The following is a 16,309-nucleotide window of genomic DNA, read 5'->3' on the forward strand; positions in this document are numbered from 1 at the left end:
CGCGCCAGCGATCACCAGGATGGCTCCGGTGGCCGGCAGGTGCCACGACGATCCGGTCCGCGGCAGTCTCCCGTCGCCGGAGCCACCACCCGGGTTGTCGTCGCCTCCGGGTCCGAAGCCCGTGTCCGGGTCCGTCGCGTCACCGACCGCCACAGTGAGCGAGCGGGAGTCGGTGACCGTCGATCCCGACGACGTGGTGGCCGACATCTCGAAGGCCAGCCGGTAGATCCCGGGCTCGCTGAACGCCCAGTTGCCGTGGGCGTGGGTGTTGATCGGGATGTCGAGCTGCTGCGGCAGCCGGGCCGACGAATCGAACAGCACCTCGGATTCACCGAACGACCCGGTCAGGAACAGCGCGAACCGGCCGGGGCCGTCGACACCCTTGAAAGTCCAGGTGACCGGGCCACGAACCCCGGCCACGACCGACGGATGCTGGGTGTTCCAGCCCGGCCAGACGATCCCGGCGCGCTGCCCCTGCGGCAACAGCCACACCTCGTCACCCGGCGCGCCCAGGAAGTCGGCGTTGTCCGGCACGGTGATCTTCGCGTTGTCCTTGACGTGCAGCACCACGTCGGTGAGGTCGCGCCACACCGGGGGCGAGACGGTGTCGTCCTTGAGGCGGATCGTCCAGTTCGCACCGCTGAGCTCCGGACCCATGTCGACGTGACCGTCGTCGATCACCACCCGTGACCCGTCCTGCTGAGCCGCTGCGACGAGCGGTGACGCGCTGCCGGTCGCCGCCGGGGCCGCACCCGCCGCGAGGGCGCGCACGGGGGCGCCGGCCGACGGCGAATCGGCACCGAGCGGTACACCGTCGCCCGGAGCGGCACCGGACGCCCTCGCCAGGTCCGCCGCCGGAGCGGGAGCCGGGGCCGGCACCGGCCGGGTGTCTGCGGGATCGGGCCGTGCCTCGTCGAACTGCGGCACCAGCACCCGGTAGTCGGCGTCGGCCGTCACCTCGGTGCCGTTGGCCAGCGTCGCGGCCGCCGACAGCGTCAGCCGGTACTCGCCCGCGGCGTCGAAAAGCCAGACCAGACCGCCGGTCCTGGTCGCTGCCGGCAGCCGGGCGGTACGCGGCATCGCGTCGAGGGTGCCGAACAACGGCGTCGGCTGGCCGAGCCCACCGAGGGTGTAGGCGGCGAATCCACCCGGGCCGTCGACCTGACGCAGCGACAGCTCGATGGTGTCGCCGCGGACCGCCCCGCGGGGCACCGCGCTCGTGTCCAGGTACGGAAAATCGGTGTCGCCACCGGTCAGTGCCCACATCGGCCGACCGGCCGTGCCGAGGAACCGCAATGCCGGATGGTCAGGGGTCCGCACCGCCACGCCGCCCGCCGGTCCGAAGACCACCGTCGCCGGCTGCCGGCCGACGCCGGGAGTTCCTCGACCAGTCGCCGACTCCGTACCCGCCGGCCAGGCCGCCGCTCGGGTGACCACTGACAGCGTCTCGCTGTCGATCGCGACCGCCACCAGGTCGGCCCCGGCGGCGCTCACCGACAGAGACGTCGGCGGTACGGTAGGCGGCGCAGCCGTCGGCGGCACGGCGGTCGCGGGTGCGGCGGTCACCGGGGCCGGCGCGGTCAGGGCCGCAGCCAGTGCACCGATCGCCAGCACGGCGGCGCACCGGCGACGGGTCGCCGCACCGGTGGGGCGGTGGATCGTCGTCATCTTGAGGTCCCCTGGGTCGTCTTGTCGTCAGTGGCATCGGTGACCGCGCGGTCGCGAACGGCCTCGGCGCGGCCCTGTTCGCGCGCGGCGGCGACGGCCTGTTCGAGTTGTGCGGCCTGCCGGCGCCGGGCGCGGCGGCGGCGGGCGACGACCAGCCAGCCGGCCAGCCCGATCACCAGCAGGATCACCAGCTGCGACCACGGGACGGCCCACAGGCCGCTTTCGCGGGTCACGGTCGCTGGGGGCGGGTCGAGCAGCTCGTCGGCGACGGCGGTCGGTGCGACCGTGAGCCGCGCACCGAGCCGGAACATCGGCGGCACGCCGTCGACCCGGATAGTGGTCCGGTAACTGTCGCCGGGCAGGATCTCCGGCAGCGGATCGCCGTCGACCTTGCGCCCGGCCAGCCCGAACGGTCCGGCGACGGTCAGCTGCGGCTGCCCGGTGAGCCGTACGTTGCCGGTGTTGCGCACGGTAAAACTCGTCGTGACGGAGCCACCGCCGACCGGGTTCCAGGTGCCGTCGTACGTCGTCGACAGGTCCCCGACGTCCAGGCCCGGCTGCAGTTCCCCGGTGACCCGTAGATAGATCCGCGAGCCGACCCGATGGTCGACCGCCACCTGGTTGCCCTCGCCGTCGGTGCCGGTGGCGGCGAGCGAGGCGACGATGCCGCCGGGGTGGTCGCCGGGGGTGGCGTTGTCCGGCACCGCGATGGTGAACGGCACGTCCAGCCGCGACGTCGACGGCACGGTGAAGGTGCCGGACTCGAACGTGACCCAGGACCCGACGTCGACCGGTTCCCCGGTCGCCGGCAGCAGGTCGAAGCCGCCCTGGTCGGTGGTGAACGCGTCGCTGGCGTACACGTCGAGGGTGATCGGCTGGTCGGAGTGGTTCGTGATCGCCACGTAGTCGGTGAGCGTGGCACCCGGATCCAGTTTGTACTCGAACGCCGGCCGTCCGTTCGGCCCGTCGGGGCTGGACGGGGCGACGCCCCAGGTGAGGGACTGCGCCGCGAGGGGCGTGTAGCTCGGCGATCCGACCGTCGCCGGGCCGGTGACCGGGCCCGTCGACACGACGGCGGCGGCGAGGAGTCCGGCGAGCAGGGCTGCTGGCGTACGCATGCGGGGTGGTCCGTTTCGCGGAGGGTGTGGGGCGGTCCGGGCGACGACGCGGCACGGTGTCGTCGCCCGGACCGTTCCCTGGTGCGATCCTCAGATCGCGGTGAGGGTGAGGGTCGCGGTGTAGGTGCCGGGCACGGTCTCGGTCGGCAGGCGCAGCTGCAGGCCGGCCGACAGGGTCGCGGTACCCCGGCCCACGCCGGTCGGTGCCGAGCCGAGCACGGCACTGCTGCCGAGTCCACCGCCGGCGCCGACGACGTACGGCTCGACGACCGGGCCCGCGACGACGCCCTGACCGGCGGACTGGTCGACCACCTGCGGGGTCCAGCCGAGGTAGCCGGAGCTGAAGGTGGCACCGTCGGGTCCGGTGAAGTTCTCCGGCAGCTGACCGGAGGCGCTCCAGCCGGGAGTGCCGGCCCGGGTGTCGGTGACGGTGACCGGGCGCAGGTTTCCGGTGCTCTCCCAACTGTCACCACCGCTGGTCAGCTGCGCCGGCGGCAGGACGACGCTGCGGTCGTCCGGGTCGACGCTGATCACCAGCGCGCCCTGGGTGGGATCGATCGACGCGGTGATGGTCTGCGAGGCCTCCGGGTCGGTCGGGGTGAAGGCCACCCAGAGCCAGACCTCCGCGCTGGTCGCGACGACGCTGTGGTTGTCGTCGTAGAGCTTCACCTGGTATTCGCAGGCGTTGAGCTCACGGGTGGCGGTGAAGCTGTAGGACGCGCCGGCCTCGCCGGCAATGATGGCGAAGTCGTCGCTGCCGGGGCAGCGGCTGAACCAGTGGTAGTGGTCCAGCTCAGTCTGCGGGGTCTGTACCGCCTGCAGTGTGACGGTGTCGCCGGGCTGGTACTCGTCGGCCATGCCGGCGATGCTCAGCACGGTCTCGGGACCGGTGCCGTCGAGCTCGCCGACCACGAACGCGTAGTCGACCGGGCCGGTGCTGACGGTGGTGCCGTCGGTCAGCGTCGCGTCGGCCTGGAAGGTCAGCGTGTAGGCGCCCAGCGCGCTGAACGCCCAGTTGGCGTGCGCGTGGGTGCGGATCGGTACGTCGATGGCGTCCGGCAGGCCGTCGTCGCTGCGGAACTTCATGATCGGGCCGCCGAAGCTGTCCTGGGTGAACACCCAGACGTTTCCTGGTCCGGTGACCTCGACGAGGCTCAACTGGACCTTGTCGCCGGCGAAGACGCCGGAGCCGAGGGTGGTGGTGTTCCAACCGGGCCAGAGCAGGTCGGGGTCCTGGGTCAGCGGCAGCAGCCAGATCTGCGATCCGGCCGGCCCGAGGAAGGCGAACCGGGGGTCGTCCGGCACCGTCATGGCCGCTTCGGGCAGCACCTGGAAGGTCACGTCCGCCGGATCACGGTTGACCGACGGGCTGACCGTGTCGTCGTGGACCTCCAGGGACAGTTCGCCATCGTGGTAGTGGACGTCGACCGCGTCGGTGTGGCCCTTGGCGAGCACCACCTTCTCGGCTGCGGCCGCGGCGGTCGGCACCAGCAGTACGCCGCCGGCGATCACCGCCGCACCGGCCAGGGCCGCGAGCCTGCGGGCACCTGTCGTTCTCATCGTTGTTTCCTCCCCTCGCCCGTACCGCGGACCGGTGCGGGACGTGGTCGTGACGGGGCGGAAGCCCCACCGCAACGTAACGACTATCATTTTCATTAACCTATCGGCCGTTCGGCCACCTCTGTCAGCACCGGTGTGACCTGCGCCTCGTCGGGCCCTGCCGGCTGCCGCCGCCAGCGGGCGACCAGACCGTGCCGCGGGGCCAGGAACCAGGCCAGCAGGAACACCGCCGTCGCGACCAGCACGATGGTGCCGCCCACCGGTAGGTCGTAGCTCCAGGACAGGTACAACCCCACCAGCGCCGAGCCGCCACCGATCAGCGGGGCGAGCAGCATCATCACCGCGAGCCGGTCGGTCAGCAGCCGCGCCGCCGCCGCCGGCGTGATCAGCAACGCCAGTACCAGGATGTTGCCGATCGTCTGCAGCGAGATCACCACGGCGAGGGTGACCAGCACGTACAGCACGATGTCCAGCCAGAACACCGGCAACCCGACCGACCGGGCCGACTCCCGGTCGAGACTGACCGCGACCAGCTCCTTGTGCAGCAGGAACAACGCGGTCAGGATGGCCAGCCCGGTGAAGCCGACCGTGTAGAGATCCCGGTCCGGAATGCCGGTGATCGAACCGAACAGGAACTGCTGCAGCGAACCGGCGTACCCTGGTGCCTGCGAGATGATCACGATGCCCAGGGCGAAGGCGGCCACGAAGAACACTCCGATCAACGAGTCCTCCTTGACCCGCCGCCGCTGCGCGAACACCGCGATCAGCAGCGCGGTCACGATCCCGGCGACCGCACCGCCCAGCACCAGGCTGCCCTGCAGCACGAAGGCGACCGCCAGCCCCGGGAACACCGCGTGCGCCACGGCGTCACCGATGAACGCCATCCCCCGCAGCACCACGTGGCAACCGACCACCCCGCAGACCACACTGGACATGATGGCGATCAGCAGCGCCTTCGGCAGGAAGGCCAGATCCGGGTTGAACAGGTCGGCGACGAACTCGGTGACCGGCATCAGCCGCTCCCCTCGCCGACCCCGACGGGCATGGTGCCGGCGCCGACGATCCGCAGCAACGGCGACCGTTCCGTGATCCCGAACGTACGCATCCACAGCTGCGGATCCCGCAGCTCGGTCGGCTTGCCCTCGGCGATCACCTGCCGGTTCAGCAGCACCAGCCGGGAACAGGCATCCATCGCCCCGATCAGGTCGTGCGTGGTCATCAACAGCGGCGTACCCTCGGCCGCCAGACCGGCGAACAGCTCACCGAGCAGCTCCTGAGTCGGCATGTCCAGCCCGGTGAACGGCTCGTCGAGCAGCAGCAACGCCGGCTGCAGCGCCAATGCCCGGGCCACCAGCACCCGCTGGCGCTGGCCACCGGACAACTCGGCGACCGGCCGACGGCGCAGGCCGCCCAGGCGTACCCGGTCGATCGCCTCGGCGGTGGCCCGCCAGTCGGCCCGCCCCGGCCGGCGCAGCAGCCCGATCCGACCGGTCCGGCCGCTGAGCACCGCCTGCTCCACCGAGATCGGGAACTCCCAGGCGAACTCGTGCCGCTGCGGCACGTACCCGATCGCACACCGCCCCGGCCGGCTCGGCACCCCGTCGACCAACACCTGTCCGGACCGGGTCCGGACCAGCCCGAGCACCGACCGCAGCAGCGTGGTCTTGCCGGCCCCGTTCGGCCCGATCAGCCCGACCAGCTCACCCGGATCGACGTGCAACCGCACCCCGCGCAGCACCGGGCGGCCGCCGAGGTCGACGTCGAGATCGTGTACGGCGAGCGCGGTCATGAGGCGGCACGCTCCTGCTCGACCCGTCGGCGTACCGCCCGGCCGCGCAGCACCACGACGACCAGCGCAACCGCCAGCACGACCGCGGCCAGCACAAGGCCGCCGACCAGCCAGGGGCCGGTGCCGTCGCCGGTGCCGTCCGCTGCGGCCCCCTGGCCGTCAGCACCGTCGGAGGCGACCGGCGCGGCCGCGACCTCGTCGGGTTGCGCGGCGAACGCGTCGTCGGTGCTGACGGCGTCGCCGACCGCGAACCGCAGGTGCCGTACCGCGCTCACCTGCTCGCCGCCGACCAGGTCGGCACTGACCCGGACGGCGACCAGGTACACGCCGGGGGCGGTGAACACCCAGTTGGCGTGGGTGTGAGTGTTGACCTCCACCCACATCGGCTGGCCGGGCGGCTCGGTGGAGCGCCACAGCACCTGCGGTTCGCTGAACGTGCCGGCCTGCAGATACATGGTGACCTCGCCAGGTCCTTCGACCCCGGCGAGCTCCAACGTCACGCCCCGGTCGATCGTCTGCATCACCCGGGGGTCCTGGGTGTTCCAACCGACCCACACCACGTCGGGGTGCTGCACCTGCGGCACCACGTGCACCTCGGTGCCGGCCGGCACGTCGAGGAAGCCGTACACCGGATCATCCGGCACGGTCTGCAGCGCGGCGTCGGTGACCCTCAGCACGGTCCGGTCCGGATCCCGCCACACCGGCTGCGCCGCGTCGTCGTGCAGCAGCAGGGTCCACTCGTCGTCGACGTAGCGCGGTCCGATGTCGACATGGCCGGCCGCCAGCACGGCCGTGTCCGCGGCGACCGGCTGGTCCGGAGCGATCGACTGGTCCAGTGCCGGGTCGGGCGATGTCGGCTGGGCGGCCAGCGTCATCGCCAGCAGCGCGGAGACGGCCGTCGACAGGCCGATCGACTTCACTGATGCCTCCTCATGGTGCCAGACAGTCGAGCAGCGACTCGGCGTTGAACCGCATCAGCTCGACGTAGCTGGTCACCCGGTCGTCAAAGGTGTCGCCGTAGATATCGCAGACCCGTACGTCGAGGTCGTCGGCGAGTTCGGCCAATGTCGAGGACCTCGACCGCAGGTTCGGCTCCAGGAAGACCGCCGGTACCCGCAGGTTGCGGATGGTCTCGGTGAGCCGGCGCCGGTCGGCCAGGCTCGGCTCGGCCGCCGGGTGCGGGCTGACGAAGCCGGAGATCTGCACGTCGTACGCGGCCCCGAGGTAGCCGAACGCGTCGTGAGTAGTGATCAGGTGCCGCCGGGCGGGCGGGATCCGCGCGATCGTGTCGCGGACGTAGTCGTCCAGCGTGGTCAACTCGGCGATGTACGCCGCCGCGTGCCGCCGGTAGTCGGCGGCACCGGCCGGGTCGACGCCGATCAGGGTGTCGCGGATCAGTTCGGTGTACGCGATGACGTTGCGGACGTTCTGCCACAGGTGCGGGTCGATCTCGCCGTGCACGTGCTTGCCGAGCACCGCCTGCGGCAGTTGGAAGATCTCGGTGCCCGGTCGGCCGAGGAAGCGGAAGTCCCGACCGGCCGGCACCTGGGCGAGGGCCTTGTTCGGCACCTCGATGACGGTGTCGGCCGGATCGTGCACATGCTGATGGGCGTCACCGGCGCCGTGCGGGTCGGCGAACAGGTACAGCGACGGCTCGCCGCGCGCCGCCGCGTCGAGGTCGACGGTGATGTCGGCGTGCCCGCCGCGCAGTACGTCGGCCCCGGCCATCCCGGGCAGGCTGTGCGGATCGACGCCGACGGCAAACGTGAAGGTCTGTTCCCCGAGGGCGACGGGGCGACTGTCGGTGGTGACCGCCAACCGTGCCGACATGGTGAGCCGGTAGACGCCCGGCTCGGTGAATGCCCAGCTCATGTGGGTGTGCGCGTCGGGCGGGAGGGTGGCGGTGTCGTCCCGGTAGCCGGTGGCGGCGTCGAAGCCGTCGGCCGAGTCGAGATAGACGGCCGGGTTGCCGAACGACTCGGTGAGGTAGGCGGCCATGGCGCCGGGGCCGGTCACGTTGGTGCTCTGCAGCAGGATGTCGGAGACCCGGTCTGCACCATAGGTCCCGCCGGTGCCGCGTACCCGCATGCCGAGCCAGATGGTGTCGAGCGAGAAGTCCTCGACCAGCGGGATGATCTCGGCGGCGTACTTGATCGCCCCCTCGGCGAGCGAGATGTTCGGTACGCCCTCCGGCAGGTTGGCGTCGAGCGCCTTGATGATGGCGTGCTCCTCCAGCAGCAGGTAGTTGCTGAAGGCGACGTCGGCGTAGACGACGTTGCGCACGTCGCGCAGCGACGGCTCGTACGAGTGGGGGTCGGCACCGTCGGGGACGAGCGAGGCGACCGCGACGCGGTCCCCGCCGACGTTGTCGACCAGGTCCCGCAGAATGCCGGTGGTGGTGACGACCTGGAGACGGTCGTCAGCGGCGCTCAGCGTCTCGGGGACGACACAGGCCGCCAGGTTACCAAGACTGACAGCGAGCAGCGCCGGCCCGATGAGCCACCGTGCGCGCATGATCCACCCCACCTTCCGTACGCCCTGCGCCCGCGCACCGCACGCTAGCACGCAAACGATAACCGTTGTCATACTCGATCCGCGTGCAGCCGGTGCCGAACGGGTGATGTTCGGCACCGGCTGCACGGGTCGGCGGTCGGATCAACCGACGAATCAACCACTCCGGTCGAACGGGGGTCAGCCGACCTCGAAGGTGAACTCCTCGGTGCTGCTCACCGGCTGCCCGTTCGACGCACGCACGCCGCTTACCTCGAACGTCGCCACGTAGGTGCCGGCCACGTCGAAGCCCCAGTTGACGTGGGCATGGGTGTTGCGGTTGACGTTCAGGCTGTCCGGCAAACCGTTGCCGCTGTCGAACAGCACCGTGGGCGTGCCGCCCGAGGCGGTGAAGATGCTGAACCCGCCCGGCCCCTGCACGCCGGTCAGCTTGAACACGACCCGGTTGAACTGCAACGCCCCGCTGGCCACCCCGGTGGTGTCCCAGCCGGCCCAGAGCAGCCCGGCGGTGTTGGTCTGCGGCAACACGTAGGCGTACCCCCCGCTGCCGAGGAACGACCAGGCGGAACCGGACGGCACCGCCGTGTGCGCGGCGGCAGGCACCACGAGGACCACGGTGGACGGGTCACGCTCGACGAAGGTAGCGCCGGTGTCGTCGCCAACGGTGACCTCGATCGGCCCACCGGCGACATGGTCGACATTGATGACATCGACGTGGCCACTGGTCAGTTCGACGATCGTGGCCTGCGCCGGGGTGGGTACGGCGACCGCGAGCACCGCAGCGAGGGCACTCGACGCGATACCGGCCAGCAGCCGGCGGCCAGGAGTCTTCATCACACTGCTCCCTCCGGATTCCCGACGCACGTCAGGGCAGGACGACGAATCGCAGGTAGACCGAGTCGGACTCGACGACGGTCGTGGTGCCCGCCAGAGTGGCACTGGCCTTGACCTTGAGCAGGTAGGCGCCCGCCTTGCTGAACGCCCAGTTGACGTGCAGGTGCTCACCGACCGCCAGGTCGACAACGTCCGGCAGCCCGTCGCGGCTGTTGGCCAGCACGGTCGGCTGCCCGAACAGGTCCTCGGTGTAGATCGCAATCTTGGCGGAGCTGGGGGCGCTGATCAGCTGCTGCACGGTCAGGTCGACCGAGTCGCCGGCGAAGACGCCCGCTTCGAGCTCCTCGGTGGCGAGGCCGGCGAAGAGCAGTTCCTCGTCCTCGATCTGCGGCAGGATCCACACCGGCGAGCCGGCGGCGCCGAGGAAGGCGAAGGCCGGGTCACTGGGCACGGTGGTCTTCGCCTGGGGCTTGACGACGAAGATCACGTCGTCGTGGTGGCGGTGCTCGCCCGGCTCGACGGTGTCGTCGTGGACGCCGAGCTCCAGCTCACCGTCCTCGTACTCGACCTCGATGACGTCGACGTGTCCTTCATGCAGGACCACGGGCAGGCCGGTGCCGTGTGCCTGCGCCGGAGTGGCCGAAACCACCAGAGCGGCAATCATCGCGGCGCTGGCGACGAGCGTACCGGCGGCCCGCCGGTGAGTTGCGGTCGACATGGGACAGACTCCCTTCCGGTGGTCCCTGGTGGACCACCGGAAGCTAACGGTAATCGTTTTCAACTTATCGCGGTAGGGGTGCGACCTGTCTGAGTCGACACATGTCCATGTTCGTCGAGCTCGCCGACATCCCAGTCGGGAAACGGGTCCGGCAGCTCGCGCCATGCCGCGAGCCCGGCGACCAGCCCCGCTCCGGCCGCCGCGAGCTCGGCATCGGTGAGCAGCGCGGCGTCCAGCGCCGCCCGTAGCCGCTCGCCATCGAGCCCGATGCCGATGAACACCAGCTCCTGGTGCCGGTCGCCGAAGACCGGATCCCACCGGGACTCCAGGTCGGCCCGCTCGGCCGGGTCGTCGGGCCACTCACCGGAGCTGGCCACCGGCACCCCCGCCGGGTCGCACCGCGCCGACGGACCGGCCTGCGACCACAGTGCCTGCACATCGGGCCGGGTCGCCAGCCAGAGAAAGCCCTTCGACCGTACGACGCCGAAGCTGTCCAGCTCGGCGAGCAGATCCCAGAGCCGCTGCGGATGAAACGGCGCGACCGCCCGGTAGACGATGCTGCTGATGCCGTACTCGATCGTCTCCGGCACGTGCTCGCCGTTGAGTTCGGCGACCCAACCGGGAGCGGTCTCGGCCGCCTCCAGATCGAACCGCCCGGTGTCGAGCACCTCGCCCAACGGGACCTGCGCCCGCACGGTCCGCAGCTGACGGGCCTTCGGGTTCAGCCTGGTCACCAGCGCCTCGACTGTCGCCAACTCGGCCGACCCGACCAGGTCGGTCTTGTTGACCAGGATCACGTCGGCGAACTCGATCTGGTCGACCAGCAGGTCGGCGATGGTGCGGTCATCGTCGTCGTACGCGGCCAGCCCACGCTGCTCCAACGACTCGCCGGCCCGCAACTGGGCGATCAGGTGCGGCGCGTCGACGACAGTGACCATGGTGTCCAGCCGGGCGATGTCGGCCAGCACCCCACCGTCGTCGGTGCCGAAGGCGAACGTGGCCGCCACCGGCAGTGGTTCGGAGATGCCGCTGGACTCGATCACCAGGTAGTCGAAGCGGCCCAGCCGAGCCAGTCGGGCGATTTCCACCAGCAGGTCGTCGCGCAGCGTGCAGCAGATGCAGCCGTTGGTCATCTCGACCAGGCGTTCCTCGGTACGCGACAGGCTACCGCCGTCGCGCACCAGCGCGGCGTCGATGTTGATCTCGCTCATGTCGTTGACAATGACCGCGACCCGCCGCCCTTCCCGGTTGGCCAGAATGTGGTTGAGCAGGGTGGTCTTGCCCGCACCGAGGAATCCGGACAGCACCGTTACCGGCAGCCGACGGTCACTGGCCACCGCGCCGGCCGTCGCACCGTTCCCCTCGCTGGCCACCGCACCGGTCATCGCGGATCCTCGACCTGGCGGCCCCGGTACAGGCCGCAGTGTGCGCAGGCCCGGTGCGGCAGGACCTTCTCCTGTCGCGGGCAGGGGCAGGTCACCAGCATCGGCACCGCCGCCTTCCACTGGGCGCGCCGGTGGCGGGTGTTCGACCGCGAGGTGCGGCGCTTCGGTACGGCCATGGACGGCCTCCTCTCGTCTACCCAGACGATAACGGAAGCCGTTTTCATTAAGTAGGACCGACGCGGCCGGTTTCGACTCCACCACAGGTGACCGGCCACGAGCCAGGCGCTCACCCGTGGTGATCGGAGACCCGCTCCCCCGGCCCGTGGTCGGGCAGCTCGCGGTCGGCATGGTCGGCGTGGAACAGCGCCTCGGCCAGCAACTGCCGGACGTGCACGTCTGCGGCCGAGTAGTAGACGAATGTGCCCTCCCGGCGCCCCCGCACCAGCCCGGCGAGCCGCAGCTTGGCCAGGTGCTGGCTGACCGCCGTCGGCGCGGCACCGACCAACTCGGCCAGGCAGGCGACCGACGACTCCCCCTGCAGCAGCGCCCAGAGAATCTTGATCCGGGTGGGGTCGGCGAGCAGGCGGAACGTCTCCGCGGCCAGGTGCACCTGCTCCTCGACCGGCATCCGGAAATCCGGAATCGAGGTGTGCATGCCGGTCAGACTAGTCGAGGCCGCCTACTTGCATACCTGCATATCTGCGCAGCTATTGTAATGGCCGTGCTCATCGATACCCCGCCGTACGCGCCCCCGAAACGCGCCGAGCGCCTGGCCGACGCCACCCGCCGTACCCCGATCTGGGCGCTGCCCGAGGTCCGCTGGGCGACCGCCGCGACCGCGCTGTTCGCCCTCGGCGGCACGCTGCACCTGGCCGGAGCCCCGGCGTGGAGCTGGTGGGCCGCCTACCTGGCCTGCTACGTCGCCGGCGGTTGGGAACCGGGCTGGTCCGGGCTGCGCGCACTACGCGAACGCACCCTCGACGTCGACCTGCTGATGGTGGTCGCCGCGATCGGTGCCGCCGCCGTCAACCAGGTCTTCGACGGCGCCCTGCTGATCGTCATCTTCGCCACCTCCGGCGCGCTGGAAGCGCTCGCCACCCGACGAACCGCCGACGCCGTCCACAGCCTGCTCGACCTGGCCCCACCCCAGGCGACGCGGATCGTCGACGGCACCGAACAGCGGGTCGACACCGTCACACTGCGCGTCGGCGACGTCATCCTGGTCCGCCCCGGCGAGCGGATCGGCGCCGACGGACAGGTTGTCGACGGCGCCAGCGAGGTCGACCAGGCCACCATCACCGGCGAGCCGCTACCGGTGGACCGCAGCCACGGCGACGACGTGTACGCCGGCACCCTCAACGGCACCGGAGCGCTACGGGTCCGGGTGACCACCCCGGCAGGCGAGACCGTCGTCGCCCGGATCGCCGCCATGGTCGAGGAGGCCGCCGCCAGCAAGGCACCCACCCAGCTGTTCATCGAACGGATCGAGCAACGCTACTCGGTCGGAGTCGTGGTCGCGACTCTCGCCCTGTTCGGCATCCCGCTCGCCCTCGGCGACAGCCTCACCGACGCCCTGCTGCGGGCGATGACCTTCATGATCGTCGCTTCCCCCTGTGCCGTGGTGCTGGCGACCATGCCGCCGCTGCTCGCCGCGATCGCCACCGCCGGCAGACACGGCGTACTGGTCAAATCCGCCGGGGTGATCGAACGCCTCGGCCGTGCCGACCTGGTCGCCTTCGACAAGACCGGCACCCTCACCGAAGGTCGGCCCCGAGTCACCGCCGTCCACCCCGTACCCGGTGATCCGGCCACCGGCGACGCGGACCAACTGCTGGCTCTCGCCGCCGCCGCCGAACTGCCCAGCGAACACCCGATCGGTGTCGCCGTGGTCGCCGCCGCCCGCGACCGCCAGTTGGCGATCGCCGCCACCGACACGTTCGCCGCACTACCAGGGCGCGGCGTCACGGCCCGCGTCGGTGACCGGCAGGTAGCCGTGGCCAGCCCGGCCCAGCTGCTGACCGCCACCGACGACGGGGCCCGCCGGCTGGTCGCCGAAGTGGAGTCCGCCGGCCAGACCGCCGTCGTGGTCGCCGTCGACGGCACGCCGGCAGCCGTCCTCGCGCTCACCGACCGGTTGCGACCCGGCGCGGCCCCGGTCACCGCCGCGCTGCGTGCCCTGACCGGGCGGTCGCCGGTGCTGCTCACCGGCGACAACCCGCAGGCAGCCGGCGGGCTGGCCGCCGAGGTCGGCATCGACGAGGTACGGGCCGGTCTGCTGCCGCAGGACAAGGTCGCCGCGGTACGGCAACTGCAGGCCGACGGCCGGCGGGTGCTGGTGGTCGGCGACGGGGTCAACGACGCGCCCGCACTGGCCACCGCGCACACCGGCGTCGCGATGGGTGGCGTCGGTGCCGACCTCGCTCTGGAAACCGCGGACACCGTCATCGTCCGCGACGACCTGACCACCATCCCGGCGGTCGTCGCCCTCGCCCGGCGGGCCCGGCGCTGCGTGGTCGCCAACCTGGTCATCGCCGGCACCGTCATCGTGGTCCTGGCGACCTGGGACATCGTCGGCCACCTGCCGCTGCCGCTCGGCGTCGCCGGGCACGAGGGCTCCACCATCCTGGTCGCGCTCAACGGCATGCGGCTGCTGCGCCGCTCGGCCTGGCAGCAGTGACGGCCCCGGCGCGCAGCGACGCTCAGGCTGTCGGCGACCGCCCCGAAGCTGCCGACGCCAGGTCGCCGGCGCGCCGCCGGGCCGCATCGCGACCTGGCGGTACGCCGTACGCCCGCCGGTACTCGCGGTTGAACTGGGTCGCGCTGACGTACCCGACCGTCCTGGCCACTCCAGCGGCGGTGTCGGCGCCAGCGACCAGCAGCCGCCGGGCCTGCTGCAGCCGCAAGGACTTCTGGAACCGCATCGGGCTCATCCCGGTCACCGCCTTGAAGTGCCGGTGCAGGGTCGCCACGCTCAGGTGGGCCGCCGCCGCGATCTGCTCGACCGTCAACGGCTCGGCGTACCGGGCCCGGATCAGCCCGGCCGCCGCCCGGACCTGCGACAACCGGGACTCGGCGACGGTGAGCTGACGCAGCGCCGGTCCGAGCGGGCTGCCCAGCAGCCGGTACAGAATTTCGCCCTCCATCCGGGCGGCGAGCGGCCGGATGTCGGCCGGGTCGTCGAGCAGCCGTACCCACCGGGTGACCGCCTCGACGATCCCCGGGGTCATCGCGGCCGTGGTCAACGCGGCCGGCTCTGCCGACCCGGCCGGCGGCGACGGCGGCTCGTCCAGCTCCAGCAGCAGATCGGCGAGCGTCCGCCCGTCCAGACGCAGCACCGCCGACCGGTACGGCACCTGCTCGAACACGGCGGTCACCGGCAGCTCCACCGAGCTGAGGAACATCGCCCCCCGGCCGACCAGCCAGCTGTGCTCACCGGCGGTGCTGCGTTTCGCGCCCCGGGCCACGAAGCAGACCATCGGCTCGTACAGCAGATCGGTCGGCCCGGCCCCCTCGTCGTCGAAGCGGACCAGCCGCAGCCGGGGCACGGCGGTCTCGACCGCCGGCACCGGGCGGCAGTGCCGGGCGACGACCCGTGCCAGCTCGTCCATCATCGATCGCTCCGCCGCCAGTGAGAGGATCAGGCAAGAGTACGCGGATCGCGCCCCACGCCGGCACCCCCGGGGCGGACATAGCGTCGGGGCATGACACAGACAACGAACGGCCGGCAGCTGCCCCGGCGCAGACTCGGATCGCAGGGGCTCGAAGTCGGTGCGATCGGCCTCGGCACGATGGGCATGACCATGGCGTACGGTCCGGCCGACCCGGCCAGCGGCATCGCCACCATCGGTCGGGCGTACGAACTCGGCGTCACCATGTTCGACACCGCCGAGCTGTATGGAATGGGCACCGGCAGCAACGAGCAACTGCTCGGCAAGGCGGTACGCGGCTTCCGTGACGAGGTGGTGCTCGCCACCAAGTTCGGCCTCGACCTGACCGACCCGAGCCGGTTCGGTACCGCGTTCGACAGCCGGCCGGAACACATCCGCGAGGTCACCGACAACAGTCTGCGCCACCTCGGCACCGACCACATCGACCTGCTCTACCAACACCGGGTCGACCCGAACGTGCCGATCGAGGACGTCGCCGGCACCGTCGGTGAGCTGATCGCCGAAGGCAAGGTGCGCTACTTCGGGCTCAGTGAAGCCGGCCCGGACATCATCCGGCGGGCGCACACCGTCCACCCGGTGTCGGTGCTGCAGACCGAGTACTCGGTGTTCGAGCGGGCGGTGGAGCCGCAGGTGCTGCCGACGGTCCGCGAGCTGGGCATCGGGTTCGTTGCGTACTCGCCGCTCGGCCGCGGCTTCCTGACCGGCGCGGTCCGGCCCGCCGCCGAATACCCGGACGGTGACATGCGGACCTGGGACGAACGCTGGCAGCCGGGCAACTACGAACAGAACCTGGCCGCGGTGCGCGAACTGACCGCGATGGCCGCCGCCAAGGGCGTCGCGGTCACCCAGCTCGCCCTGGCCTGGCTGCTCGCCCGGGGCGACGACATCGTGCCGATCCCGGGCACCCGCAACCCGCAACGGCTCGCCGAGAACGTGGCGGCCGCGTCTGTTGTGCTCAGCCCGGCCGAGGTCGACCGGATCCGCGAGATCCTGCCGCACGGCGCGGCCGGCTCCCGCTACCCGGCCGCCCGGATGCCGGTCTGGTGACATTCGACGCG

15 protein-coding genes are annotated in these 16,309 nt (G+C 71.4%); 2 read left to right on the forward strand and 13 right to left on the reverse strand.

Annotated features, from left to right (window positions below; translation table 11 throughout):
- From O7621_RS00005 to O7621_RS00060, 12 genes are all read right to left on the reverse strand, one after another.
- On the reverse strand, positions 1-1,668 hold a 1,668-nt coding region (locus tag O7621_RS00005; RefSeq protein WP_282232164.1), incomplete at its 3' end, for a TIGR03773 family transporter-associated surface protein.
- Positions 1,665-2,786 carry a DUF916 domain-containing protein gene (locus O7621_RS00010; RefSeq protein WP_282232155.1) on the reverse strand — a complete coding sequence of 374 codons (1,122 nt, stop codon included), beginning with the start codon at positions 2,784-2,786 and terminating at the stop codon, positions 1,665-1,667. The genes O7621_RS00005 and O7621_RS00010, both read right to left, overlap by 4 nt.
- 90 nt (positions 2,787-2,876) lie before the next feature.
- The gene (locus tag O7621_RS00015) at positions 2,877-4,346 is read right to left on the reverse strand and encodes a choice-of-anchor M domain-containing protein (protein ID WP_282232156.1); all 1,470 of its coding nucleotides are present in this window, start codon (positions 4,344-4,346) and stop codon (positions 2,877-2,879) included.
- A 95-nt stretch (positions 4,347-4,441) separates the two neighbouring features.
- Positions 4,442-5,359: an anchored repeat-type ABC transporter permease subunit gene (locus O7621_RS00020; RefSeq protein ID WP_281551424.1), complete on the reverse strand. Its 918-nt coding sequence runs from the start codon at positions 5,357-5,359 to the stop codon at positions 4,442-4,444.
- Positions 5,359-6,135, reverse strand: a complete 777-nt coding sequence (locus O7621_RS00025; RefSeq protein ID WP_282232157.1) for an anchored repeat-type ABC transporter ATP-binding subunit — start codon at positions 6,133-6,135, stop codon at positions 5,359-5,361. The genes O7621_RS00020 and O7621_RS00025 overlap by 1 nt, the downstream gene beginning before the upstream one ends.
- Complete coding sequence (locus O7621_RS00030; RefSeq protein WP_282234784.1) at positions 6,132-7,010, reverse strand: choice-of-anchor M domain-containing protein; 879 nt, start codon at positions 7,008-7,010, stop codon at positions 6,132-6,134. The genes O7621_RS00025 and O7621_RS00030 overlap by 4 nt, the downstream gene beginning before the upstream one ends.
- Positions 7,011-7,065: 55 nt before the next feature.
- Entirely contained in the window at positions 7,066-8,649 is a 1,584-nt protein-coding gene (locus tag O7621_RS00035) for an anchored repeat ABC transporter, substrate-binding protein (protein WP_348775272.1), read from the reverse strand.
- 177 nt (positions 8,650-8,826) lie between these two features.
- Positions 8,827-9,480 carry a choice-of-anchor M domain-containing protein gene (locus tag O7621_RS00040; protein ID WP_282232158.1) on the reverse strand — a complete coding sequence of 218 codons (654 nt, stop codon included), beginning with the start codon at positions 9,478-9,480 and terminating at the stop codon, positions 8,827-8,829.
- Positions 9,481-9,511: 31 nt separating this feature from the next.
- Positions 9,512-10,198, reverse strand: coding sequence for a choice-of-anchor M domain-containing protein (locus O7621_RS00045; RefSeq protein WP_282232159.1), 687 nt, complete (start codon positions 10,196-10,198; stop codon positions 9,512-9,514).
- Between the two features lie 59 nt (positions 10,199-10,257).
- Entirely contained in the window at positions 10,258-11,583 is a 1,326-nt protein-coding gene (locus tag O7621_RS00050; protein WP_282232160.1) for a GTP-binding protein, read from the reverse strand.
- Complete coding sequence (rpmF, locus tag O7621_RS00055) at positions 11,580-11,759, reverse strand: 50S ribosomal protein L32 (protein ID WP_282232161.1); 180 nt, start codon at positions 11,757-11,759, stop codon at positions 11,580-11,582. Before rpmF ends, O7621_RS00050 begins: the two co-directional genes overlap by 4 nt.
- A 110-nt stretch (positions 11,760-11,869) precedes the next feature.
- A complete protein-coding gene (locus tag O7621_RS00060; protein WP_281551430.1) occupies positions 11,870-12,238 on the reverse strand; it encodes a metalloregulator ArsR/SmtB family transcription factor in 369 nt (122 codons plus the stop codon).
- 114 nt (positions 12,239-12,352) lie between these two features.
- On the opposite strand from O7621_RS00060, the gene O7621_RS00065 reads away from it, so the two are divergent.
- Complete coding sequence (locus tag O7621_RS00065; protein ID WP_282234785.1) at positions 12,353-14,260, forward strand: heavy metal translocating P-type ATPase; 1,908 nt, start codon at positions 12,353-12,355, stop codon at positions 14,258-14,260.
- Between the two features lie 22 nt (positions 14,261-14,282).
- Here O7621_RS00065 and O7621_RS00070 read toward each other — a convergent pair whose 3' ends face one another.
- Positions 14,283-15,194 carry an AraC family transcriptional regulator gene (locus O7621_RS00070; RefSeq protein WP_282232165.1) on the reverse strand — a complete coding sequence of 304 codons (912 nt, stop codon included), beginning with the start codon at positions 15,192-15,194 and terminating at the stop codon, positions 14,283-14,285.
- 90 nt (positions 15,195-15,284) lie between these two features.
- Here O7621_RS00070 and O7621_RS00075 point away from each other — a divergent pair, with 90 nt between their 5' ends.
- A complete protein-coding gene (locus O7621_RS00075; protein WP_282232166.1) occupies positions 15,285-16,298 on the forward strand; it encodes an aldo/keto reductase in 1,014 nt (337 codons plus the stop codon).
- Positions 16,299-16,309 lie beyond the last annotated feature (11 nt).

It is taken from the genome of Solwaraspora sp. WMMD937 (genome assembly GCF_029581175.1).
Lineage (GTDB): Bacteria > Actinomycetota > Actinomycetes > Mycobacteriales > Micromonosporaceae > Micromonospora_E.

Bases quoted from the DNA above. Each gene is read 5' to 3' on its own strand.
- O7621_RS00050 (WP_282232160.1), bottom strand. From the start codon at position 11,583: ATGACCGGTGCGGTGGCCAGCGAGGGGAACGGTGCGACGGCCGGCGCG.
- O7621_RS00015 (WP_282232156.1), bottom strand. From the start codon at position 4,346: ATGAGAACGACAGGTGCCCGCAGGCTCGCGGCCCTGGCCGGTGCGGCG.
- O7621_RS00075 (WP_282232166.1), top strand. From the start codon at position 15,285: ATGACACAGACAACGAACGGCCGGCAGCTGCCCCGGCGCAGACTCGGA.
- O7621_RS00040 (WP_282232158.1), bottom strand. From the start codon at position 9,480: ATGAAGACTCCTGGCCGCCGGCTGCTGGCCGGTATCGCGTCGAGTGCC.
- rpmF (WP_282232161.1), bottom strand. From the start codon at position 11,759: ATGGCCGTACCGAAGCGCCGCACCTCGCGGTCGAACACCCGCCACCGG.
- O7621_RS00030 (WP_282234784.1), bottom strand. From the start codon at position 7,010: ATGACGCTGGCCGCCCAGCCGACATCGCCCGACCCGGCACTGGACCAG.
- O7621_RS00045 (WP_282232159.1), bottom strand. From the start codon at position 10,198: ATGTCGACCGCAACTCACCGGCGGGCCGCCGGTACGCTCGTCGCCAGC.
- O7621_RS00060 (WP_281551430.1), bottom strand. From the start codon at position 12,238: ATGCACACCTCGATTCCGGATTTCCGGATGCCGGTCGAGGAGCAGGTG.
- O7621_RS00025 (WP_282232157.1), bottom strand. From the start codon at position 6,135: ATGACCGCGCTCGCCGTACACGATCTCGACGTCGACCTCGGCGGCCGC.
- O7621_RS00010 (WP_282232155.1), bottom strand. From the start codon at position 2,786: ATGCGTACGCCAGCAGCCCTGCTCGCCGGACTCCTCGCCGCCGCCGTC.
- O7621_RS00035 (WP_348775272.1), bottom strand. From the start codon at position 8,649: ATGCGCGCACGGTGGCTCATCGGGCCGGCGCTGCTCGCTGTCAGTCTT.
- O7621_RS00020 (WP_281551424.1), bottom strand. From the start codon at position 5,359: ATGCCGGTCACCGAGTTCGTCGCCGACCTGTTCAACCCGGATCTGGCC.
- O7621_RS00070 (WP_282232165.1), bottom strand. From the start codon at position 15,194: ATGATGGACGAGCTGGCACGGGTCGTCGCCCGGCACTGCCGCCCGGTG.